Source organism: Pseudomonas sp. HN2, assembly GCF_020736465.1.
GTDB classification, from domain to species: Bacteria; Pseudomonadota; Gammaproteobacteria; order Pseudomonadales; family Pseudomonadaceae; genus Aquipseudomonas; species Aquipseudomonas moraviensis_A.
This window is the reverse complement of sequence record NZ_CP085885.1, coordinates 930670-952559: the sequence shown is the minus strand read 5'-3', so window position 1 is coordinate 952559 and position 21890 is coordinate 930670. Positions and strand designations below refer to the sequence as shown.

General features: G+C 59.6%; 18 protein-coding genes. 13 read left to right on the top strand and 5 right to left on the bottom strand.

Going from position 1 to position 21890, the window contains the following annotated elements:
• Nucleotides 1–71 precede the first annotated feature (71 nt).
• Genes LIS66_RS04035 through LIS66_RS04020 form a run of 4 tightly spaced genes read left to right on the top strand, consistent with a single transcriptional unit; the run spans nt 72 to nt 3979 of the window.
• Nucleotides 72–1082 (top strand): ABC transporter permease subunit, encoded by a 1011-nt coding sequence (locus LIS66_RS04035; RefSeq protein ID WP_016771720.1) that lies wholly within the window; start codon nt 72–74, stop codon nt 1080–1082.
• Nucleotides 1083–1093: 11 nt separating this feature from the next.
• The gene (locus LIS66_RS04030; protein WP_016771721.1) at nt 1094–2020 is read left to right on the top strand and encodes an ABC transporter permease subunit; all 927 of its coding nucleotides are present in this window, start codon (nt 1094–1096) and stop codon (nt 2018–2020) included.
• A 10-nt stretch (nt 2021–2030) separates the two neighbouring features.
• Entirely contained in the window at nt 2031–2999 is a 969-nt protein-coding gene (locus LIS66_RS04025; protein WP_016771722.1) for an ABC transporter ATP-binding protein, read from the top strand.
• The gene (locus tag LIS66_RS04020; protein WP_042608794.1) at nt 2999–3979 is read left to right on the top strand and encodes a peptide ABC transporter ATP-binding protein; all 981 of its coding nucleotides are present in this window, start codon (nt 2999–3001) and stop codon (nt 3977–3979) included. Before LIS66_RS04025 ends, LIS66_RS04020 begins: the two co-directional genes overlap by 1 nt.
• A gap of 192 nt (nt 3980–4171) precedes the next feature.
• Here LIS66_RS04020 and LIS66_RS04015 read toward each other — a convergent pair whose 3' ends face one another.
• Both LIS66_RS04015 and LIS66_RS04010 read right to left on the bottom strand, forming a co-directional pair.
• The gene (locus LIS66_RS04015; RefSeq protein WP_042608795.1) at nt 4172–4435 is read right to left on the bottom strand and encodes a hypothetical protein; all 264 of its coding nucleotides are present in this window, start codon (nt 4433–4435) and stop codon (nt 4172–4174) included.
• Nucleotides 4436–4594: 159 nt separating this feature from the next.
• On the bottom strand, nt 4595–5776 hold the full coding sequence (locus tag LIS66_RS04010) for an MFS transporter (protein ID WP_227973680.1): 1182 nt from the start codon (nt 5774–5776) through the stop codon (nt 4595–4597).
• Between the two features lie 219 nt (nt 5777–5995).
• Between LIS66_RS04010 and LIS66_RS04005 the strand changes: the two genes are divergently transcribed.
• Nucleotides 5996–6358, top strand: a complete 363-nt coding sequence (locus LIS66_RS04005) for a DUF4440 domain-containing protein (RefSeq protein ID WP_042608797.1) — start codon at nt 5996–5998, stop codon at nt 6356–6358.
• 332 nt (nt 6359–6690) lie between these two features.
• Nucleotides 6691–7140 (top strand): hypothetical protein, encoded by a 450-nt coding sequence (locus LIS66_RS04000; RefSeq protein ID WP_227973679.1) that lies wholly within the window; start codon nt 6691–6693, stop codon nt 7138–7140.
• Between the two features lie 437 nt (nt 7141–7577).
• Here the strand turns inward: LIS66_RS04000 and LIS66_RS03995 are convergent, their stop codons facing one another.
• Entirely contained in the window at nt 7578–9161 is a 1584-nt protein-coding gene (locus LIS66_RS03995; RefSeq protein ID WP_227973678.1) for a peptide chain release factor 3, read from the bottom strand.
• Nucleotides 9162–9611: 450 nt separating this feature from the next.
• On the opposite strand from LIS66_RS03995, the gene LIS66_RS03990 reads away from it, so the two are divergent.
• The 5 genes from LIS66_RS03990 to LIS66_RS03970 all read left to right on the top strand — a co-directional run bounded on the left by LIS66_RS03990 (nt 9612) and on the right by LIS66_RS03970 (nt 14858).
• Nucleotides 9612–10301: an ABC transporter permease gene (locus LIS66_RS03990; protein WP_172667905.1), complete on the top strand. Its 690-nt coding sequence runs from the start codon at nt 9612–9614 to the stop codon at nt 10299–10301.
• A 21-nt stretch (nt 10302–10322) separates the two neighbouring features.
• Complete coding sequence (locus tag LIS66_RS03985; RefSeq protein ID WP_042608799.1) at nt 10323–11216, top strand: glycine betaine ABC transporter substrate-binding protein; 894 nt, start codon at nt 10323–10325, stop codon at nt 11214–11216.
• 13 nt (nt 11217–11229) lie between these two features.
• Nucleotides 11230–11883 (top strand): ABC transporter permease, encoded by a 654-nt coding sequence (locus tag LIS66_RS03980; RefSeq protein ID WP_042608800.1) that lies wholly within the window; start codon nt 11230–11232, stop codon nt 11881–11883.
• Complete coding sequence (locus LIS66_RS03975) at nt 11880–13037, top strand: betaine/proline/choline family ABC transporter ATP-binding protein (protein WP_039759487.1); 1158 nt, start codon at nt 11880–11882, stop codon at nt 13035–13037. The genes LIS66_RS03980 and LIS66_RS03975 overlap by 4 nt, the downstream gene beginning before the upstream one ends.
• A 657-nt stretch (nt 13038–13694) precedes the next feature.
• Nucleotides 13695–14858: a type III PLP-dependent enzyme gene (locus tag LIS66_RS03970; RefSeq protein ID WP_016771733.1), complete on the top strand. Its 1164-nt coding sequence runs from the start codon at nt 13695–13697 to the stop codon at nt 14856–14858.
• A 279-nt stretch (nt 14859–15137) separates the two neighbouring features.
• On the opposite strand, the gene LIS66_RS03965 is transcribed toward LIS66_RS03970, so the two are convergent.
• Together LIS66_RS03965 and LIS66_RS03960 are read right to left on the bottom strand one after the other, a co-directional pair.
• Entirely contained in the window at nt 15138–15893 is a 756-nt protein-coding gene (locus tag LIS66_RS03965) for a tetratricopeptide repeat protein (RefSeq protein WP_227973677.1), read from the bottom strand.
• Nucleotides 15890–16570, bottom strand: coding sequence for a Fe2+-dependent dioxygenase (locus tag LIS66_RS03960; RefSeq protein WP_083354211.1), 681 nt, complete (start codon nt 16568–16570; stop codon nt 15890–15892). The genes LIS66_RS03965 and LIS66_RS03960 overlap by 4 nt, the downstream gene beginning before the upstream one ends.
• Nucleotides 16571–16777: 207 nt before the next feature.
• Between LIS66_RS03960 and LIS66_RS03955 the strand changes: the two genes are divergently transcribed.
• Nucleotides 16778–19093 carry a TonB-dependent receptor gene (locus LIS66_RS03955; protein ID WP_227973676.1) on the top strand — a complete coding sequence of 772 codons (2316 nt, stop codon included), beginning with the start codon at nt 16778–16780 and terminating at the stop codon, nt 19091–19093.
• 235 nt (nt 19094–19328) lie between these two features.
• Nucleotides 19329–21857, top strand: a complete 2529-nt coding sequence (locus LIS66_RS03950; protein WP_227974485.1) for a PepSY domain-containing protein — start codon at nt 19329–19331, stop codon at nt 21855–21857.
• Nucleotides 21858–21890: the final 33 nt, after the last annotated feature.

Here is a 21890-nt window from a genome sequence, read left to right as displayed (position 1 = left end):
AAGAAACGCCCGGCGTCCCTGACCTGAGGGACGCCGGACACGCCTAACCGGCTGATGAGGTACCACACAAGATGTTTAGTTTTATTGCCCGCCGACTGGGGTTGTTGATCCCCACGTTTTTCGGCATCACCTTGCTGACTTTCGCGTTGATTCGCATGATTCCGGGCGACCCCGTGGAAGTGATGATGGGCGAACGTCGGGTCGACCCCGAAATGCACGCTCAGGCAATGGAACGCCTGGGGCTGAACAAGCCGCTGTATGCCCAGTATCTGGACTACATCGGCAAACTGGCCCAGGGCGATCTCGGTGAGTCGTTGCGTACCCGTGAAAGTGTGTGGACCGAGTTCACCTCTCTTTTCCCGGCGACCCTGGAACTGTCCATGGCCGCCCTGCTGTTCGCTGGCATTCTCGGGCTCTTGGCCGGGGTGATCGCGGCACTCAAACGAGGATCGCTGTTCGACCACGGGGTGATGGGCATCTCCCTCGCGGGCTACTCGATGCCGATCTTCTGGTGGGGCCTGATCCTGATCATGTTCTTCTCGGTGAGCCTGGGCTGGACCCCGGTTTCCGGGCGCATCGACCTGCTGTATGACATCGAGCCGAAAACCGGCTTCATGCTGATCGACACGCTGCTGGCCGATGACGTCGGCGCGTTCTTCGACGCCCTGCATCACCTGATCCTGCCAGCCATCGTACTCGGCACCATTCCGCTGGCGGTGATCGCGCGGATGACCCGTTCGTCGATGCTCGAAGTGCTGCGCGAAGATTACATCCGCACCGCCAAGGCCAAAGGCCTGTCGCCGTCGCGCGTGGTGTTCGTGCATGGTCTGCGCAACGCTCTGATTCCGGTGCTGACCGTGGTCGGCCTGCAAGTCGGCACGTTGCTGGCCGGTGCGGTGCTGACCGAAACCATTTTCTCCTGGCCCGGCATCGGTAAATGGCTGATCGAAGCCATCGGCGCCCGGGACTATCCGGTGGTGCAAAACGGCATCCTGTTAATCGCCTGCCTGGTGATTCTGGTCAACTTCGTGGTGGATATCCTCTACGGCTTTGCCAACCCACGCATCCGTCATCAGCGCTGAGGTCAATACCCATGAGCACTCCAACTTCCTCAGTAGCCACCGCCACGTCCGCCGTGGATCAAAGCCTGCTGTACCCGTCACCGTACAAAGAATTCTGGCAAGCGTTCTCGAAAAACAAGGGCGCGGTTGCCGGCCTGCTGTTCATGCTGCTGATCATTTTCTGCGCGATCTTCGCGCCGTGGGTCGCGCCGCATAACCCGAGCGAGCAATACCGTGACTTCCTGCTGACGCCGCCGGCGTGGCTCGAAGGCGGGCAGATGCAGTTCCTGCTCGGCACCGACGAACTTGGCCGTGACCTGCTGTCGCGTCTGATCCAGGGCTCGCGCCTGTCGCTGCTGATCGGTTTGTCGTCGGTGGTGATGTCGCTGATTCCCGGGATCCTGCTGGGTCTGTTCGCCGGTTTCTTCCCGAAAGTGGTCGGCCCGACCATCATGCGTCTGATGGACATCATGCTGGCCCTGCCGTCGCTGCTGCTGGCTGTGGCGATCGTCGCCATCCTCGGCCCTGGCCTGATCAACACCGTGATCGCGATTGCCGTGGTTTCCCTGCCGTCCTACGTGCGTCTGACCCGTGCTGCCGTGATGGGCGAATTGAACCGCGATTACGTCACCGCCGCGCGTCTGGCCGGTGCCGGTCTGCCGCGTCTGATGTTCATCACCGTGCTGCCCAACTGCATGGCGCCGCTGATCGTGCAGGCGACCCTGAGCTTCTCCTCGGCAATTCTCGATGCCGCCGCACTGGGCTTCCTCGGTCTCGGCGTACAACCGCCAACCCCCGAGTGGGGCACCATGCTGGCCTCGGCCCGCGACTACATCGAACGCGCCTGGTGGGTCGTAAGTCTGCCTGGTTTGACCATTTTGCTCAGCGTGCTGGCAATCAACTTGATGGGCGACGGCCTGCGCGATGCGCTGGACCCGAAACTCAAGAACGCCGCCTGAGGAGATTCAAATGTCACTGCTAGAAATCAAGAATCTCAACGTCCGCTTCGGCGACAAGACCGCCACGCCGGTGGTCGACGGCCTCGACCTGAAAGTCGACAAAGGCGAAGTACTGGCCATCGTTGGCGAGTCGGGTTCGGGTAAATCCGTGACCATGATGGCGCTGATGGGTCTGATCGAGCATCCCGGCATCGTCACCGCCGACTCACTCAGCTTCGACGGCAAGGACATGCTCAAACTGAGCAATCGTCAGCGTCGGCAGATCGTTGGCAAAGACCTGTCGATGGTTTTCCAGGACCCGATGACCGCGCTGAACCCGAGCTACACCGTCGGTTTCCAGATCGAAGAAGTACTGCGCCTGCACCTGAAAATGTCCGGCAAGCAAGCGCGCAAGCGTGCCATCGAACTGCTGGAAAAAGTTGAAATCCCGGGCGCCGCCAGCCGTATGGACGCCTACCCGCATCAACTGTCTGGCGGTATGAGCCAGCGTGTTGCGATCGCCATGGCGATCGCCGGCGAGCCGAAACTGCTGATCGCCGACGAACCGACCACGGCCCTCGACGTGACGATTCAGGCGCAGATCATGGATCTGCTGCTGGCGTTGCAGAAAGAGCAGAACATGGGCCTGGTGCTGATCACCCACGACCTCGCCGTCGTTGCCGAAACCGCTCAGCGCGTCTGCGTGATGTACGCCGGCCAGGCCGTTGAAGTCGGCCAGGTGCCGCAACTGTTCGACATTCCGGCGCACCCGTACAGCGAAGCATTGCTCAAGGCGATTCCCGAGCACAGCCTCGGCGCCTCGCGTCTGTCGACCCTGCCGGGCATCGTCCCGGGCCGCTACGACCGTCCGCAGGGTTGCCTGCTGTCGCCGCGCTGCCCGTACGTGCAGGACAACTGCCGCACCCAGCGTCCGGGCCTCGATCCGAAAGCCAACAGCCTCGCCCGCTGCTTCTACCCGCTGAACCAGGAGGTGGCGTAATGGCCGTCGTACTTACCGCCCGCGACCTGACCCGTCACTATGAAGTCTCCCGTGGCCTGTTCAAGGGCCACGCCACCGTGCGCGCGCTCAACGGCGTGTCGTTCGAACTGGAAGCCGGCAAGACCCTCGCCGTGGTGGGTGAATCGGGCTGCGGCAAATCCACCCTCGCCCGCGCCCTGACGCTGATTGAAGAGCCATCGTCGGGCTCGCTGCAGATCGCCGGCCAGGAAGTTGCCGGCGCCGACAAGGCCGAGCGCAAGCAACTGCGCAAAGACGTGCAGATGGTGTTCCAGAGCCCGTATGCGTCGTTGAACCCACGGCAGAAAATCGGTGATCAACTGGCCGAGCCGCTGCTGATCAACACCAAACTGTCGGCCACTGAGCGTCGCGAGAAAGTCCAGGCGATGATGAAGCAGGTCGGCTTGCGTCCCGAGCATTACCAGCGCTATCCGCACATGTTCTCCGGTGGTCAGCGTCAGCGTATCGCCCTCGCGCGGGCCATGATGCTGCAGCCGAAAGTGCTGGTGGCAGACGAACCGACTTCGGCGCTGGACGTGTCGATTCAGGCCCAGGTGCTCAACCTGTTCATGGACCTGCAGCAGGAGTTCAACACTGCCTACGTGTTCATCTCGCACAACCTCGCGGTGGTGCAGCACGTGGCCGATGATGTGATGGTGATGTATCTGGGTCGCCCGGTTGAACTGGGTCCGAAGAACGACATCTACGAGCGCCCGCTGCACCCGTACACCCAGGCGCTGCTGTCAGCGACCCCGACCATTCACCCGGATCCGCACAAGCCGAAAATCAAGATCGTCGGCGAACTGCCCAACCCGCTGAACCCGCCACCGGGTTGCGCATTCCACAAGCGCTGCCCGTACGCAACCGAGCGTTGCAGCACGGAAGAACCGCTGTTGCGTGAACTGGATAACCGGCAGGTGGCTTGCCACTACGCCGAGCAGTTCCTCGACGGCGCGGCGTAAGCCACAGCAAAACCTGTAGGAGCTGACGAGTGCAACGAGGCTGCGATCTTTTGATTTTCAGAATCAAGATCAAAAGATCGCAGCGTTCCGCAGCTCCTACAGGGGATTTGCGTCGAACCAGAGTTAACCAAACCCCTTCCACCTCGATTGCGCATCAATCGAGGCAGAAGGGGTTTTTCTTTGCCCGGTGAATTACGTCTGGCTATCGCCTTCATCATCCGGGTCATCGGTGTCCGGCTCGTCAGTGGTCGAGTCGTCATCATCGGCGCTGCCGCCCTGATTCATATCCCCCGGCTCCGCCTCGGACTTGGCGAGCATCAGCCCGCTATGCCCGACCTGGCCGTTGAACGCCTGTGAATCGTGATCCTCGCACTCGGCCCAGGCCGTTGCAGTGCCGAGGGACAGCATCACCATCACTTTCAACAACATCAAAATCCGTAGCAATCTGCTTTTCATGGCCGACTCCATCCTGTTGCGCTAAGACATGCTTGCCGGACTGGCTTCGTGTGAAATCTAGTCGCGATCCGCCCGGCTCACCACTTAGGACGCGGCGACGCGGAAAGAAATGCCCTGGAGCCACAGATTGCTTTCGAATAACAGTAATAACCGATGCAGCTAAGCGGCTCGCGTGGCCTGCCAAGTCAGTGGAATGGAGAGCAGCACCAGCAGCGCACTCATCAACCACACGCTGTGCCCGCCAAACTGGCCGTAGAGCTGACCGCTGAGCACCGGCGACAATAGCGCGCTGGCACTCCAGCTCATAAAGAACAAGCCGAAGTACTGACCGCTTTTGCCGCTCTGCGCAAAGTGCATCGCCAGTACATTCAACGGCGGCATGAACAAGGCCTCGCCCAAGGTCCATATCAGTGTCGACAGACAGACAAAAGCCAACCCGGAACCGAACGGCAACATGCCCAGCCCACAGGCCAACAGCACGCTGCCGACAAGCATCTGCCAACGTGAGCCCCAGCGTTCGACCGAGTGCGACAGCGGGATCTGCAGCGCGATCACCAACAGCGCATTGAGCCCGAACTGCCAACCGATCGCCTCTGTGCTCAGGTGGTAGTAGTCACGCAGATAATTGCCCAGCGTGCTGTAGACCGTGTCGAACGCAATGCCGAGCACGGCCGTCGCCGCCAGCAGCCAGAGGAACGGCTTGTCGCGAAGCGGCACGCTTGAGCCATCGGCGGATTCGTCTTCAAGCACCAGCACCGGCCGCCGCCACGTCGTGCGCACGAACCACAGCAGCGCCAGCATGGTCATCGCCGCACTGACAAAAAACACCCATCGAAAATCCGCCTGCGCCAACACCCCACCCGCCACCCCGGCAGCCGCCATGCCCAGATTGCGCGCCACCCGACTCAATGCTTGCGCCCGCGAGCGCTGCGCAACTTCGCAATATTCCATGATCAGCCGCTGGTGCAACGTGCGAATCGCCCCGTCGATGACTCCGCTGAGCAGCAACAAACCGGCCAGCCACGGCACCTGCGTCACCAGCCCCAACAGCACCAGCACCCACACCGAAACGAAAAACAGCGCCGCCGTCAGCCGCGCCGTGCGCACGTGATCACTGAGCCAACCGCCAAGCATCGAACCAACCAACAACCCCGCGCCATACGCCGAGAGCAACCAGCCGACGGTTTCAATCGCCAACCCCAGTTCCTGACGCAGGTACAACGCCATGAACAGCTTGACCATGGCGCTGAGGCGATTGATGAACAAAAGCGCTGCGAGGACCCAGGCCATGGGGGTGAAATAGCCGTTGGGGTGCAACAGATGAGTCAGTCCTTTGAGCATGTAACGTCCGCTGTGGGCGAGGGTTCGCTGAACAGTAGACGGGTTGGATTGGAATGTCGTGGGGGTGAGGTTTTGAAATGTAAAAGCAGAGCTGGGCTACGCTCGCGAAGCAAACAACTGACGGAAATTTCCTCAAACGCCACTCAACCCAGGTAATTCGCCAGTGCCGCAAAGTCATCGGGTAAGGTATCGCTGCACATTTGAACAAAGGCTGCTGCAATGGACCTGTCAAAGACTTTGCTGGATCTCGAACAATCACTGCTATCGCGAGCTGTTCGAAGCGATGCCAAAGAGCTTTCGCAATTGATCGCAGATGACTTTGTCGAGATTGGTGCTCGCGGCGTTAAATGGTCGAAGGCAGAAGTCATCGAGCAATTGCCAAAACAGTCCTTTACGCAGCGCACCATCAGTCAATTCAGCAGTAGTTATCTGTCGGACGACATTACGCTGGTGACCTATCACTGCCAGAACATGGATATGGCTCGAGGTGTCACCGTCAATACGCTGCGTAGCTCGATCTGGCGCAAACAGGGCGAACAGTGGCACATGGTCTTTCATCAGGGAACAATTCTACTCGAGTAATAATATAAGGACGGCTCAGAGCTCGGGCGCACCGAGCCTCGATGGTTGAAAACCCTTGGATAATCTGGTTTTGCTGGCGCGGTTGGCTAATTGCGAATTATGGTTTCTCTTGCAGTCAGATCCATCTCCCCCTCAACCGTTCTCGTACGATTATCGTGATCATTCTTCGCAACAAAGTTGAGTTTCGTTTGCACGCATTGCTGGTCCTCAGACTTACTCATGAGTAACTGCTGAATCGTTTAACTGTCAACAATGACAGTGGATGGCAGTGGAACGGGGGTGTTACAAACCTCTTTGTGCTTGCCCTATAAGCGCCAACTCAGGAGATCACCATGACAAACAAAGGCGTAGCAACATTTACCGCAAAAAAAAACTCTGGCACTTCTAAGGAGCCTTTGTATTTTCGATCAAAGACAATTGATAACGAACTTAACTTTGCAGCCGTTTATTTAACGGACGAGATATATGCAATATCCTTCTGGCTGCACCATCTAGATGATATCAAAGCCGGCAAAACCTGCGATCTAGTAGAGAGGGGACCTGATAGAGAGGCCAGTGTCATTTATAAGGAGTCCGCCACCGACGATCAATGGCTCGTCAATTCAGGAGGAATAAAAATTGAATACTACGACTTGGCCGGGGAAATCGTAAAAGCCTCTTTTGAGTTTTCAGTTACCTCAACGACTGGAGTTGTAAGCTTAATCACTGGCTACGTTAGCATTGATGGATTCCTCCAATTAGTGCCTTCGGACATACAAGAGAAATTAAAAAACATGGGATAAAGAATTTAATGAAAAAAGGGGCGAAACCCAATAAGGCTTCGCCTCGTATATAAAGTCGAACGTTTTAAAAACCAAGGCCTGCACCACGGGGCTTTTGAAATACGACGGCTGACAGGCCGCCTTCGCGAGCAGGCTCGCTCCCACAGAAAAGCAAAGCAGCGAAGCCGCACCACTCAACAATGAGCGTTAGCTCGAGTGCTCTTGATCCACGGGAAACGTCGGAAGGCTGAGCGGATCGGTTCCGCAGCGAAGGAACCCGAGCCTGCGAGGGCCGAACGCAGGAGCAAGCCTTTTGGGGTATCTTTTTGGCGTCTCTCGCCGTACGGGCGAAACCGCCAGCCGCAACACCCGCAGAAATGGATAAACACCCAAACCCAAGACAATAAAAAGCCCCCAAGGCCTAAACCTCAGGGGCTTTCAGAGAACCAACTCAAACTTTAATGATGCTCACGCGTCGCGCGGAATTTCACATCCGGCCAGCGCTCTTCCATCAACGCCAGATTCACCCGCGTCGGCGCCAGATAGGTCAGATGACCACCGCCATCCAGCGCGAGGTTCTCCACCGCCTTGTTGGAAAATTCCTCAAGCTTCTTCTTGTCGTCGCACTCGATCCAGCGCGCGGAATACACGGTGATCGGCTCATATGAACATTCGACCTTGTATTCCTCTTTCAAACGGCTGGCGACCACATCGAACTGCAGTACACCCACGGCGCCGAGAATGATGTCGTTGCTGCGCTCGGGGAAGAACACCTGCGTCGCGCCCTCTTCCGCCAACTGCTGCAGGCCCTGACGCAATTGCTTGGATTTCAGCGGATCACGCAGACGCACACGACGGAACAGTTCCGGGGCGAAGTGCGGGATGCCGGTGAAACCGAGGACTTCGCCTTCGCTGAAGGTGTCGCCGATCTGGATGGTGCCGTGGTTGTGCAGGCCGATGATGTCGCCGGCGTAGGCTTCTTCGAGCTGTTCACGCTCGGAGGAGAAGAACGTCAGGGCGTCGCCGATGCGCACGTCCTTGCCGGTACGCACATGACGCATCTTCATGCCTTTTTCGTACTTGCCGGAGCAGATACGCATGAAGGCGATGCGGTCGCGGTGTTTCGGGTCCATGTTCGCCTGGATCTTGAAGATGAAGCCCGAGAACTTCTCTTCCACCGGATCGACCGTGCGCTCGTTGGCCACACGGGCCAGCGGGCGCGGCGCCCAATCGACGACAGCATCGAGCACGTGGTCGACACCGAAGTTGCCCAGTGCGGTACCGAAAAACACCGGGGTCAGTTGACCGTCGAGGAATTCCTGCTGATTGAACTCGTGGCAGGCGCCCTGCACCAGTTCCAGTTGCTCGATGAAGCGCTCGTACTCATCGCCCAGGTGTGCGCGCGCCTCGTCGGAGTCGAGTTTTTCGATGATCTTGGTTTCGGTGCGTTCGTGACCGTGACCGGCGGTGTAGACAATGATGTAGTCATCGGCCAGGTGATACACGCCTTTGAAGTCGCGATAGCAACCGATCGGCCAGGTGATCGGCGCCGCCTTGATCTTCAGAACGGCTTCGATTTCGTCGAGCAGTTCGATCGGGTCGCGGATGTCGCGGTCGAGTTTGTTGATGAAGCTGACGATCGGCGTGTCACGCAGACGGCAGACGTCCATCAGCGCAATGGTCCGTGGCTCTACACCCTTACCGCCGTCGAGAACCATCAAGGCCGAGTCCACCGCCGTCAGGGTGCGGTAGGTGTCTTCGGAGAAGTCTTCGTGGCCCGGCGTATCGAGCAGGTTGATCATGTGTTCGCGATAGGGGAACTGCATGACCGACGTGGTAATGGAAATACCCCGCTGCTTCTCCATCTCCATCCAGTCGGATGTCGCATGGCGATCGGATTTACGGGATTTCACCGTACCGGCCACTGCAATCGCCTTGCCCATCAACAGGAGCTTTTCGGTGATCGTGGTTTTACCGGCATCGGGGTGGGAAATAATGGCGAAAGTGCGGCGTTTCGCGACTTCGGCGGCCTGTTGGGTCATGGGAAATCGCCTGGCGGTGATTCAAAAAAGGGCGGCGAGTATAGCTTAAAAAGTGATCGCCGAACCACCGTCCCTCGGCCGCGCGAAACCCCGCAGGAGCTGCCGCAGGCGGCGATCTTTTGATCTTGTTTTCAGCAGCAAAGTCAAAAGATCGCAGCCTTCGGCAGCGCCAACAGGGTGGCCAAATAGTGTCTAACGTGGGAACCTTTTAAAGCCTGGAGACGTCCATCCCCTGTTACGAATCTTCGTCAGGGGCTGAAAAATCAGCAAGTTAGCCTGACGAGGCTGCGCTCATGGCTCGCTTTCACGCCGCTTGGCCGGTGCTGGAAAACGGCTACTTTTCGCGAACGCTGACTGCGGCAACCAGAAATGGGCTTGCCACGCGGAGCAGCGCTCGCCGACTACAAAAAAAGGAGTCCGCCTGTGGCTATCCGCTATGGCAAAGGGCTGATGGGAGGTGCGGTGGTGATCGCGCTCCTGGCCCTGCTGGTCCACTGGATCGGCATCAACACGATCGAACACTACCGCGACGATTTGTTGTTTTACCTGCAAGCTCATCTGATTCTTGTCCTCGCGTCCATGCTGGCCGCCCTTGTCGTGGGCATCCCCGCCGGCATCTTCCTCAGCCGCCCGACCATGGTCGGCCGCGCCGAACGCTTCATGCAGATCTTCAATATCGGCAATACCGTGCCACCGCTGGCCGTGCTCGCGATCGCGCTGGGCATCCTCGGCATCGGCAGTGGCCCGGCAATCTTTGCGCTGTTCCTCGCCTCCCTGTTGCCGATCGTGCGCAATACCTACGAAGGTCTGAAAAACGTTCAGGGCTCGCTCAAGGAAGCCGCCGTCGGCATCGGCATGACCCCGCGCCAAGTGTTGTGGAAAGTCGAATTGCCCAACGCCGTGCCGATCATCGTCGGTGGCGTGCGTGTCGCACTGGCCATCAACGTCGGCACCGCGCCGCTGGCGTTCCTGATCGGCGCCAACAGCCTCGGCAGCCTGATTTTCCCCGGCATCGCCCTGAACAATCAGCCGCAACTGCTGCTCGGCGCCGCGTGCACCGCGCTGCTGGCGCTGTTGCTCGATGGCGTGGTCACCCTCGCCAGCCGTCTCTGGCTGGAACGCGGTTTGCGCCCGTCTTAAGGCCCTTGCGAAGGAATATTCATGAAACGTCTTAGTTTGATCTTAGGCTGCGTCCTGCTGTTCGCAGGGTTGGCGCAAGCCGCCGAAAAACCGGTTATCCGCCTTGGCGCGCGGGTATTTACCGAGCAGACCCTGCTCGCCGAAATCACCGCGCAATACCTGCGCAGCAAAGGCTACGACGCGCAGATCACTGGCGGTCTGGGCAGCAACCTCGCTCGCAGCGCCCACGAAAGCGGCCAGTTGGACCTGCTCTGGGAATACACCGGCGTGTCGCTGGTGGCCTACAACCATGTCACGGAAAAACTCGACAGCGCGCAGTCCTACGCCCGGGTCAAAGAACTCGACGCGAAAAAAGGCCTGATCTGGCTGACGCCGTCGAAATTCAGCAACACCTACGCCCTCGCCCTCCCCAAGAAAGTGGCTGAGGAATATCCGCAGATCAACAACATCAGCCAGCTCAACGAAGTGCTGCGTGCGGAAGCCAAGACCAATCATCTGGTGGCGCTGGATACCGAGTTCGCCAATCGCTCCGACGGTCTCGATGGCATGGTCAAGCTCTACGACATGAACCTGACCCGCAAGAATATCCGTCAGATGGACGCCGGCCTGGTCTACACCGCGCTGCGCAACGGTCAGGTATTTGCCGGTCTGGTCTACACCACCGACGGCCGCCTCAACGCCTTCGGCCTGAAATTGCTGGAAGACGACAAGCATTACTTCCCCGACTACACCGCAGCTCCCGTGGTGCGTCAGGCCACGCTGGATGCCAATCCGAAACTGGCCGAACAACTCAAGCCGCTGGCCGAACTGTTCGATGACGAAACCATGCGCCAGCTCAACGCGCGGGTGGATGTCGACCACGAAAGCCCATCGTCCGTTGCCGCCGATTTCCTGCGCCAGCACCCACTGAATTAAGAGAGGAGAAGTCATGGAATTTCTGAACGCCTTTTCCCATCTCGACTGGCAGCAGGTGATGCACCTGACCTGGCAGCACATCACTCTGGTCGGCATCGCCGTGACCCTGGCGATTGTCATCGGCGTGCCGCTGGGCATTCTGATGACGCGCTTTCCGAGCCTCGCCGGCCCCTTGCAGGCCAGCGCCACGGTGCTGCTGACCGTGCCGTCGATTGCCCTGTTCGGCCTGCTGCTGCCGTTCTACTCCAAGTTCGGCCAGGGCCTGGGGCCACTGCCGGCGATCACTGCGGTGTTCCTGTATTCGTTGCTGCCGATCATGCGCAACACCTATCTCGCCCTGACTGGCGTTGAACCGGGCATCCGTGAAGCTGCACGGGGTATCGGCATGACCTTCGGCCAGCGCCTGCGCATGGTCGAACTGCCGATTGCGGTGCCGGTGATCCTCGCCGGTGTGCGTACCGCAGTGGTGATGAACATCGGCGTGATGACCATCGCCGCGACCATCGGCGCCGGCGGCCTCGGTGTGTTGATCCTCGCCTCCATCAGTCGCAGTGACATGTCGATGCTTATCGTCGGCGCGCTGCTGGTCAGTCTTCTGGCGATTTTCGCCGATCTCGTTTTGCAGTGGCTGCAACGCTCGCTGACTCCAAAAGGACTCCTGAAATGATCGAACTTCAAAACCTCAGCAAGACCTTCCAAAGCAACGGCAAAGATGTCAAAGCCGTGGACTCGGTAAGCCTGACCGTCAATGAAGGCGAGATCTGCGTGTTCCTCGGGCCATCGGGTTGCGGCAAAAGCACCACGCTGAAGATGATCAACCGCCTGATCAAACCGACCTCGGGCAAGATCCTCATCAACGGCGAAGACACCACCGATCTCGATGAGGTGACCCTGCGTCGCAACATCGGCTACGTAATCCAGCAGATCGGTCTGTTCCCGAACATGACCATCGAAGAGAACATCGTCGTCGTGCCGAAACTGCTCGGCTGGGACAAACAGAAATGCCACGACCGCGCCCGCGAACTGATGAGCATGATCAAGCTTGAGCCCAAGCAGTATCTGCATCGTTATCCGCGGGAACTGTCCGGTGGTCAGCAACAGCGAATCGGCGTGATCCGCGCATTGGCGGCGGATGCTCCGCTGCTGTTGATGGACGAGCCGTTTGGCGCGGTCGACCCGATCAACCGCGAGATGATCCAGAACGAGTTCTTCGAGATGCAGCGCGCGCTGAACAAGACCGTGATCATGGTCAGCCACGATATCGACGAAGCCATCAAGCTGGGCGACAAGATCGCCATTTTCCGCGCCGGCAAACTGCTGCAGATCGATCATCCCGACACCCTGCTGGCGCATCCGGCGGACGATTTCGTCAGCAACTTCGTCGGCCAGGACAGCACCCTCAAGCGCTTGCTATTGGTGAAGGCTGAAGACGCGGCGGACAACGCGCCGTCGGTGAGCCCGGAAACGCCAGTGGCCGATGCGCTGGAATTGATGGACGAGCACGACCGTCGCTACGTGGTGGTCACCTGCGCCGAGAACAAGGCGCTGGGTTACGTGCGCCGTCGCGACCTGCATCGCCAGACCGGCACCTGTGCGCAATTCCTGCGTGAATTCAACGCCACGGCGGCGTACGACGAGCACCTGCGCATCCTGCTGTCGCGCATGTACGAGTTCAACCGCGCCTGGCTGCCGGTGATGGACGCGGAACGGGTGTTCCTCGGCGAGGTGACGCAGGAGTCGATCGCGGCGTACCTGAGCTCGGGACGTTCGCGAGGGATGAAGACCAATATCGTCTCGCCGGCTGAGACCGTGGTCGCGTAAACCATCCTTGCATGATTGAAATGCAATCTCCTGTAGGAGTGAGCCTGCTCGCGATGGCGAAATGACAGTCAATAGAGATGTTGGCTATGAAAGAGCTATCGCGAGCAGGCTCACTCCTACAGGAATCTGCGTGATTTTGTTGATCTTCACAAGGTGACAAAGAATCTCAACAGTCCCGCTTGAAAAAGCGTTGTCCATCTACCTTCTTCCGGGCTCAAAATCCCCCTCACCAACCTCTCTCGCCGCCAACGTCGCCGATGTTGTCGCCATCACACTTACCAGCGATCTAGCCGACAAAAGCTACGAACGTGCAGATATGTTTAACACTCGAAAATCCCTCGGGAACATCTGTCCGTCATCTCGGTCGGGTACAAGGAGTGATGAACGCGGCGCACGTCAGAAGCGTGCAAAAACGCGACATTTTTAGTTGATCTCACGCCCCTCACGCCCTAAAGTTCGCGCCGAACGTCCATGCTGGAAACGATCCATCCGGCTCAAGTACTGACGACGAGACAGCAAGGCCAAGGGATAGCGGCACATCTCTGGGCCTTTTTGCTTTCGGCGACATGCCTTGGGAAGTAGGCGAACCAAAGTGGGGATACGGAGGACGTTCATGCACCCATTGTTAATTACAGTTTGCCAGTAGGAGTTCCCAGCATGTCGATCCAGGTCGAAGACTATTTCGCGCGCGCTACATTCGACAAAATGAAGGCGTTCGCCGACAAACAGGAAACCCCGTTCGTGGTGATCGACACCGCGATGATCGCCCAGGCCTACGATGACCTGCGTGCCGGTTTCGAATTCGCCAAGGTCTACTATGCGGTCAAGGCCAACCCTGCCGTCGAGATCATCGACCTGCTCAAAGACAAAGGTTCGAGCTTCGACATCGCCTCGATCTACGAGCTGGACAAAGTGATGGATCGTGGCGTCAGCCCGGACCGCATCAGCTACGGCAACACCATCAAGAAATCCAAGGACATCCGCTACTTCTACGAGAAGGGTGTGCGTCTGTTCTCCACCGACTCCGAAGCCGACCTGCGCAACATCGCCAAGGCTGCCCCGGGCTCGAAAGTCTATGTGCGTATTCTGACTGAAGGCTCGACCACAGCTGACTGGCCGCTGTCGCGCAAGTTCGGCTGCCAGACCGACATGGCCATGGACCTGCTGATCCTCGCCCGCGACCTCGGTCTGGTGCCGTACGGCATCTCCTTCCACGTCGGCTCGCAACAGCGCGACATCAGCGTCTGGGACGCGGCGATCGCCAAGGTCAAAGTGATTTTCGAACGCCTGAAGGAAGAAGATGGCATTCATCTGAAGCTGATCAACATGGGCGGTGGCTTCCCGGCCAACTACATCACCCGCACCAACAGCCTGGAAACCTACGCCGAAGAAATCATCCGTTTCCTCAAGGAAGACTTCGGTGATGATCTGCCGGAAATCATTCTCGAGCCGGGCCGTTCGCTGATCGCCAACGCCGGTATTCTGGTCAGCGAAGTGGTACTGGTTGCACGCAAGTCGCGCACTGCCGTCGAGCGCTGGGTGTATACCGATGTGGGCAAGTTCTCCGGCCTGATCGAAACCATGGACGAAGCGATCAAGTTCCCGATCTGGACCGAGAAGAAAGGCGAGATGGAAGAAGTCGTGATCGCCGGCCCGACCTGCGACAGCGCCGACATCATGTATGAGAACTACAAGTACGGTCTGCCGCTGAATCTGGCGATTGGTGATCGCCTGTACTGGTTGTCGACCGGTGCGTACACCACCAGCTATAGCGCGGTTGAATTCAATGGCTTTCCGCCGTTGAAGTCGTTTTACGTGTAAGAGGCAGCGGCAAGTTTCAAGCTGCTAGCTGCAAGTGAAAAGCCCACGATGTTGTGGGCTTTTTTTGTGGGTGTTCGGCTGGGGGTTCATTTGCACTTGAGACCGAAGCCCCTCATCGGAACGCCGCCCGCCCAGCCCTCTCCCGAGGGAGAGAGAGCCGATGTGCATGCTTTTCAAAATTGAGTTCGACTGGATATTTCAGGTCGATGTATAGCGCAGGAACGACGCGGTCAGTCCCCTCTCCCCCTGGGAGAGGGCTAGGGTGAGGGCTTTGCGGTTTCAGCCGCGCTGCAACTCTGCGTATCGAAGTGCGAACTGAGCAACCATCTCCTGAATTCTGGGATCTGTCGCACCAGCCAGCGCCTCACTCGCCACCCGCAGAAAATTCAGATTCCCCCCGGCCAGGGCTTTCTCAAGCCAATCGACTGCCTCATCAACCCGCCCCTCAGCCGTCAACACCGCCGCATAACTGAACTGCCCACGAAAATCCCCCGCTTCAGCCGAGCGCCGATACCAGTCACGCGCCGCTGGCGGATCCGCCGGACACACCTGCCCCTCCTCCAGATAGCGCCCAAGCAGATTCATCGATTTGGCATGGCCCAACTCAGCCGCGCGTCGATACAACGCCAACGCCTGCCGATGATCAGCCGTCACCCCGCGCCCGGTCGCCAGCAGGTTGGCGAGGTTGTACATCGCCCAGTCCAGGCCCGCCTCGGCGCCGATTCGATAATGCTGCGCCGCCACCGAGGCATCCGCCGCACAACCCCAACCATGCTCATGGCAACGTCCGAGCATATTGCGCGCCATCAGGTGCCCGCGTCCGGCGGCGATGGCGAACCAGCGCAGCGCCAGCGCTTGATCCTGCGCGATGCCTTGGCCGTCGAGCAGGATCTGCCCGAGCAGCGCCTGCGCTTCAACCTCGCCCTCACCCGCCGCCAGCAAAATCGCCTGCGCCGCTCGAGCCGGGCTTTCTTCAAGCATCGCCGCCAACCCGGCGGCATCGAGGACTTCCTCGCGGCGCAGGTGGAAACTCATACCTCGACCCACCGCCGCAGCAGGTTGTGATAAGTGCCGGTGAGGCGGATCAGCGAGGGATGATCGGGGACGTCTTGGGTCAGCTGCTGAATCGCCGCGTCCATCTCGAACAACAACGCGCGCTGACTGTCCTCGCGCACCAGGCTTTGTGTCCAGAAAAACGACGCATAACGCGCGCCACGAGTGACCGCATTGACCTTGTGCAAACTGGTGCCCGGATACAACACCATGTCGCCGGCCGGCAACTTCACTCGCTGGCTGCCGTAGGTGTCCTGAATCTCCAGCTCGCCGCCGTCGTAATCTTCCGGCTCGCTGAAGAACAGCGTCGCCGACAGATCGGTACGCACCCGTTCGATGCTGCCCTTGGGCTGGCGTACGGCATTGTCGATATGGAAATCGAAACTGCCGCCGGCGGTGTAACAGTTCACCAACGGTGGAAAGACTTTGTGCGGCAATGCGGCGGACATGAACAGCGGATTTTTCCACAGCCGCTCAAGCATCGCCGCGCCGATTTCCTTGGCCAGCGGATGGCCTTCGGGCAATTGCAGGTTGTGCTTGGCCTTGGCCGACTGGAAGCCCGCAGTGATCTTGCCATCGGCCCAGTCCGCCTGCTCCAGGGCCCGGCGGATGCGCTGCACTTCGTCTTTTGCGAACAGCCCGGGAATGTGCAGCAGCATGGCAATGTCACCTGATGGCAAGAAGGCGGCAATGGTATTGATTCTTATTGACCGTGTAAAACCCGCAAGACGAATGAACGAACAGAAACCGTAAGGGCAAATTGTAAAGAATGTAAATTCAATGCGAATAACAATGTTTCGCAATTGATACGAATACCTGTTTACCCTATATTCCGCCGCCTCAAATCCTTGGGGAGGGGAATAAAAATGGCACGTCAACACGCACAACTACCGGTCAGTTCACCACGTCTGCTCGCCTCGGCAATCGGTGTCGCAATCACCGCCGGCTCTGCGGGGCAGATAGTCTTTGCAGCGGAAAAAACCGAGAGCAAAGCGTCCGGCAACGCCATCGCCCTGGACGCCACCGCCATCACCGGCGAAGCCCAGGACGCGACCTCCTACCAGGTCGAAAAAGCCTCCTCCCCCAAGTACACCGCGCCGCTGGTCGACACGCCGCGCTCGGTCACCGTCATCCCGCAACAAGTGCTCAAGGACACCGGCGCGCTGAACATGCAGGACGCACTGCGTACCGTGCCGGGCATCACCTTCGGTGCCGGTGAAGGCGGCAACCCCCAGGGCGATCGTCCGTTCATTCGTGGCTTCGACGCTCAGGGTGACACTTACCTGGACGGCGTGCGCGACACCGGTTCGCAGAGCCGCGAAATCTTCGCTGTTGAAAACATCGAAGTCAGCAAAGGCCCGAACTCGGCGATTGGCGGTCGTGGCGCCGCCGGCGGCAGCATCAACCTGGTGAGTAAGAAAGCGCACCTGGGCAACTCGTTCGACGGCGGCTTCACCTACGGCTCCGACCAGACCCAACGCTACACCCTCGACGGCAACTACCAGTTCAGCGACAACGCTGCCGGCCGTCTCAACCTGATGAGCCATGAGAGCAACGTCGCCGGTCGCGACAAGGTCGATTACGACCGTTGGGGCATCGCACCCTCCCTGGCTTTCGGCCTGGGTACCGATACCCGCGTCAACCTTGACTACTACCACCTGGAAAGCAACGACACTCCGGACTCGGGCATCCCGTACACCATTCCGACCGGTGGTTCGGCCGCACGCACCAAGTCCAACCCGGACAAGCCGTACGCCGGTGGCGACCATGACAACTTCTACGGTCTGGATCGCGACTTCCGCAAGGGCCGCACCGACACCGCGACCTTCGCCATCGAGCACGACCTGAACGATGCGCTGACCATCAAGAACACCCTGCGCCACGGCACCAGCATGCAGGATTACATCCTCACCCAGCCGGACGACAGCAAGGGCAACGTCAACAATGGCAGCGTCTGGCGTCGCGCCAACACACGGGTGAGCAACACCGAAACCACCACCAACCAGACCGACCTGTTCGGCACCTTTTACGTGGCCGGTTTCAAGAACAGCTTCTCCACCGGTGTCGAGTACACCCGTGAGCAGAGCGAAAAATCCTCGTACAACGTCAACACCGACACCACACCGCGCACCAGCGCCGTAACGACCAACTGCAACCCGGGTCTGATCGGCGCGGCCAGCGGTTACAACTGCACCTCGCTGTCGAACCCGAACCCGAACGATCCGTGGAACGGCGCGATTTCGCGCAACTACGCCGGCACCGACACCCAGGCCGACACCTACGCGCTGTACGTGTTCGACACGCTGGAATTGTCCGAGCAATGGCTGGTGAACATGGGCCTGCGCTACGACCACTTCGACACCGATTACAAGACCTACAACGCCGCTGGCCGCACCACCTCCAAGGGTGATGACACCAGCGAGTTCGTCACCGGCCAGTTCGGTGTGGTCTACAAGCCGGCGGAAAACGGCAGCATCTATGCTTCCTACGCGACCTCGGCGACGCCGCCGGGCAACACCTTGGGCGAAGGTCAGGAAGGCAATCCGCTGGGCGGTACGCCGGATCGCAGCGGCAACCTGCTGAGCAGCGACATGGAGCCGGAAACCACCAGGAACTACGAGATCGGCACCAAGTGGGATCTGCTCAATGATCGCCTGTCGCTGACCGCCGACATCTTCCGCACCGAGAAGGAAAACGCTCGCGTGCAGGTCGATACCAGCTCGTACGAGAACGCCGGCAAGACCCGCGTGCAAGGTTTCGAACTGTCGGCCAGCGGCAGGATCACCGACAAGTGGCAGGTGTTCGCCGGTTACGCCTTCATGGACAGCGAACAGGTCGACGGCGGCCCGCTGGGTCGCGCCAACGACGGCAACGATCTGCCGAACACACCGAAAAACAGCGCCAGCCTGTGGACCACCTATCAGGTCACGCCAAAGCTGACCATCGGTGGTGGCGCGTTCTACGTCGACGACGTCTACGGCAGTGTGGCGAATACAACGATGGTCGACTCGTACGTACGTTACGACGCGATGGCGGCCTACAAGCTGACCAAGAACGTCGACCTGCAACTCAACGTGCAGAACCTGACTGACGAAACCTATTACGACAAAGCCTTCTCGACCCACTTCGCCAATCAGGCGGCGGGACGGACGGCGCTGTTGAGTACCAATTTCCACTTCTGATTGCTGTGGAAACCTGTAGGAGTGAGCCTGCTCGCGATAGCTATCTGTCAGAGGGATTGATGCTGACTGACACACCGCTTTCGCGAGCAGGCTCGCTCCTACATGGGATATGCCGTATGGCTCGGCCCCGTTCATTCAGTTGAACGGGGCTTTTGTGTGTTACGCAAAACGCTTCTTGATAACCCACGGCATAATGCCCGCCGTGATGACAATTTCCGAACGGACGGCGAGTGACGTGTTGAAGAAAACCCTGTTCCAGTTGCACTGGTTTTTTGGCATCACCGCAGGGCTGGTGCTGGCCCTGATGGGCATCACCGGCGCGGCGTATTCGTTTCAGGACGAGATCCTGCGCGCCCTCAATCCGTCCGTTTTGCAGGTGGAAAAGCAGGTCGCCGGCGTGTTGCCGCCGGTGGAACTGGTGGAGCGCATCGAAGCCGCGTCCGGCAAGAAGGTCGCCATGCTCTGGGTCGAAACCGACAGCGGTCACGCCGCACGGGTTTACTTCACCCCGCCCAAGGGCGAACGGCGGGGCGAGATGCGCTACTTCGATCCGTACACCGCCGAGTTCAAGGGCGACGCCACTGGCCAGGATTTCTTCGGCCTGATGCTGCAACTGCACCGCTTCCTCGCCATGGGCGACACCGGGCGCAACATCACCGGCGCCTGCACACTGATGCTGTTGTTCTTCTGTTTCTCCGGCCTTTATCTGCGCTGGCCACGCCAGTGGAACAGCTGGCGCGTTTGGCTGACGCTGGACTGGAAAAAGAAGGGTCGCGCGTTCAATTGGGATCTGCACTCGGTCGCCGGCACCTGGTGCCTGCTGGTCTATCTGCTGCTGGCATTGACCGGATTGTCGTGGTCGTACGAGTGGTACAACAAGGGCCTGACCCGGCTGCTTTCCGACGCACCACAGAACGAGCGCGTACGCGGCGGTCGCGGACCGGCGCCAGAAGGCCCGGCACCGACGGCCGACTACGCAGCGATGTGGAGCAGCATCTACAGCGCCGCCGGCCCGGGTCTGGCGGCGTACAACATCCGCATGCCAGCGGTGGCCGGCCAGCCGGCGACGGTGTTCTACCTGCTCGACAGCTCGCCCCATGACCGCGCGCTGAACCAGATCACCCTCGACCCGGCGAGCGGCGTGGTCAAACGCGTCGACCGCTATGCCGACAAAAGCTTCAAGGCACAACTGCTGACCAGCATTTACGCACTGCACGTCGGCAGTTATTTCGGCCTCGTCGGGCGGATCATCGTGACGATGGCGGCGGTGTGCATGCCGCTGTTTTTCATCACCGGCTGGCTGCTGTATCTGGATCGCCGGCGCAAGAAAAAGCAGATCAAGGATGCCCGTCAGGGTCTGGCGCAACCGTCCGCTGATGCGTCGGCATGGCTGATCGGCTTCGCCAGTCAGAGCGGTTTCGCCGAGCAACTGGCGTGGCAGACCGCCGGGCAATTGCAGGCCGCCGGACTGCCGGTCAACGTGCAGCCGCTGGCCAATCTCAGCGAACAGGATCTGCGCGATTCGAACAATGCGTTGTTCGTGGTCAGCACCTTCGGCGACGGCGAAGCACCGGACAGCGCCCGTGGCTTCGAACGCAAAGTGCTGGCCAAGGCTTCGACACTCGACGGCCTCAACTACGCCGTGCTCGGCCTCGGCGATCGGCAATACGCGCACTTCTGCGGCTTCGCCAAACGCTTGCATCAATGGCTCGGCGAACACGGCGGCAAAACCCTGTTCGCCCCGGTGGAAGTCGACAGCGGCGATCCCTATGCACTGCGCCACTGGCAAACGCAACTCGGCCAGCTGACCGGGCAAACGCCGAGCGAAACCTGGCAAGCGCCAAGCTACGACAACTGGACGCTGGTCCGTCGCGAACTGATGAACCCCGACAGCAGCGGCGCGCCGGTCTATATGCTCGGCCTCAAGGCCCCGGATACGCGCAGCTGGCTGGCCGGTGACCTGGTCGAAGTGCTGCCACGCAATTGCCCGTGGGCCATCGAACATTTCCTCGACGGCCTCGGCATCCGTGGCGAAACTCCGGTCAAGGTCAACGGCATCGACGAGCCGCTGGAAGTGGCACTCGCTTCACGCCAGTTGCCTGAACATCGTGCGCATCTGGTCGGCCTGCATGCGCAATCGCTGGTCGACGCAATGGTGCCGCTGGCGATGCGCGAATACTCCATCGCCTCGATCGCCGCCGACGGCATGCTGGAGCTGATCGTGCGTCAGGAACAGCACAACGACGGCAGCCTCGGCATCGGCTCCGGCTGGCTCACCGAGCATGCGCCCGTGGGCGGCAGCATCAGCCTGCGGGTGCGGCGCAACAGCGGCTTCCACCTGCCGAACGAGCCGGTGCCGATGATCCTGCTGGGCAACGGCACCGGCCTGGCCGGCCTGCGCAGCTTGCTCAAGGCACGCATTGCCGACGGTCAGCAGCGGCAGTGGTTGCTGTTCGGCGAGCGCAACCGCGAGCACGACTTCCTCTGCCGCGCCGAGCTGGAGGAATGGCTGGTCAATGGTGATCTGGCGCGCCTGGATCTGGCGTTTTCCCGGGATCAGGCCGAGAAGGTTTATGTGCAGGATCGCTTGCGTGAGTCAGCGGATGAATTGAAGAAATGGTTGGCTGATGGTGCCGTCATCTACATTTGCGGCAGCCTTCAAGGGATGGCTTCGGGGGTGGATCAGGTGCTCAATGATCTGCTGGGTGCCGATGAAGTTCAACGGCTGATCGAGCTGGGACGGTATCGCCGGGATGTTTACTAACACCTGCGAGAAGCCCCTCACCCTAGCCCTCTC

Bases quoted from the DNA above. Each gene is read 5' to 3' on its own strand.
- LIS66_RS04035 (WP_016771720.1), top strand. From the start codon at position 72: ATGTTTAGTTTTATTGCCCGCCGACTGGGGTTGTTGATCCCCACGTTT.
- LIS66_RS04030 (WP_016771721.1), top strand. From the start codon at position 1,094: ATGAGCACTCCAACTTCCTCAGTAGCCACCGCCACGTCCGCCGTGGAT.
- LIS66_RS04025 (WP_016771722.1), top strand. From the start codon at position 2,031: ATGTCACTGCTAGAAATCAAGAATCTCAACGTCCGCTTCGGCGACAAG.
- LIS66_RS04020 (WP_042608794.1), top strand. From the start codon at position 2,999: ATGGCCGTCGTACTTACCGCCCGCGACCTGACCCGTCACTATGAAGTC.
- LIS66_RS04015 (WP_042608795.1), bottom strand. From the start codon at position 4,435: ATGAAAAGCAGATTGCTACGGATTTTGATGTTGTTGAAAGTGATGGTG.
- LIS66_RS04010 (WP_227973680.1), bottom strand. From the start codon at position 5,776: ATGCTCAAAGGACTGACTCATCTGTTGCACCCCAACGGCTATTTCACC.
- LIS66_RS04005 (WP_042608797.1), top strand. From the start codon at position 5,996: ATGGACCTGTCAAAGACTTTGCTGGATCTCGAACAATCACTGCTATCG.
- LIS66_RS04000 (WP_227973679.1), top strand. From the start codon at position 6,691: ATGACAAACAAAGGCGTAGCAACATTTACCGCAAAAAAAAACTCTGGC.
- LIS66_RS03995 (WP_227973678.1), bottom strand. From the start codon at position 9,161: ATGACCCAACAGGCCGCCGAAGTCGCGAAACGCCGCACTTTCGCCATT.
- LIS66_RS03990 (WP_172667905.1), top strand. From the start codon at position 9,612: ATGGGAGGTGCGGTGGTGATCGCGCTCCTGGCCCTGCTGGTCCACTGG.
- LIS66_RS03985 (WP_042608799.1), top strand. From the start codon at position 10,323: ATGAAACGTCTTAGTTTGATCTTAGGCTGCGTCCTGCTGTTCGCAGGG.
- LIS66_RS03980 (WP_042608800.1), top strand. From the start codon at position 11,230: ATGGAATTTCTGAACGCCTTTTCCCATCTCGACTGGCAGCAGGTGATG.
- LIS66_RS03975 (WP_039759487.1), top strand. From the start codon at position 11,880: ATGATCGAACTTCAAAACCTCAGCAAGACCTTCCAAAGCAACGGCAAA.
- LIS66_RS03970 (WP_016771733.1), top strand. From the start codon at position 13,695: ATGTCGATCCAGGTCGAAGACTATTTCGCGCGCGCTACATTCGACAAA.
- LIS66_RS03965 (WP_227973677.1), bottom strand. From the start codon at position 15,893: ATGAGTTTCCACCTGCGCCGCGAGGAAGTCCTCGATGCCGCCGGGTTG.
- LIS66_RS03960 (WP_083354211.1), bottom strand. From the start codon at position 16,570: ATGCTGCTGCACATTCCCGGGCTGTTCGCAAAAGACGAAGTGCAGCGC.
- LIS66_RS03955 (WP_227973676.1), top strand. From the start codon at position 16,778: ATGGCACGTCAACACGCACAACTACCGGTCAGTTCACCACGTCTGCTC.